Source organism: Faecalibacterium sp. DFI.5.82, assembly GCF_029076575.1.
Lineage (GTDB): Bacteria > Bacillota > Clostridia > Oscillospirales > Ruminococcaceae > Faecalibacterium > Faecalibacterium duncaniae.
In genome coordinates this window covers 1-255 of the sequence record NZ_JARFIS010001215.1, presented here as the reverse complement: position 1 = coordinate 255, position 255 = coordinate 1, and the positions used below count along the sequence as shown (strand labels likewise).

Genomic DNA, 255 nt, shown 5'->3' with positions numbered 1-255 from the left:
CTGGGAGCCGATGAAAGACGTGATAAGCTGCGATAAGCTTCGGGGAGCTGCAAATAAGCATTGATCCGGAGATTTCTGAATGAGGAAACTCACCTGGGTTCATACTCAGGTACAATACACTGAAATTCAAAATAGGTGTATTGAGGGAACCGCCTGAACTGAAACATCTAAGTAGGGCGAGGAAGAGACATCAAACGAGATTCCGTAAGTAGTGGCGAGCGAACGCGGAAGAGGGCAAACCGAGAGTAGAAATAC

The 255-nt window shown here is 47.1% G+C and carries 1 rRNA gene; it reads left to right on the top strand.

What is annotated here, in order from left to right:
- Positions 1-255 (top strand): 23S ribosomal RNA (locus P0G09_RS20785); the annotation flags it as partial.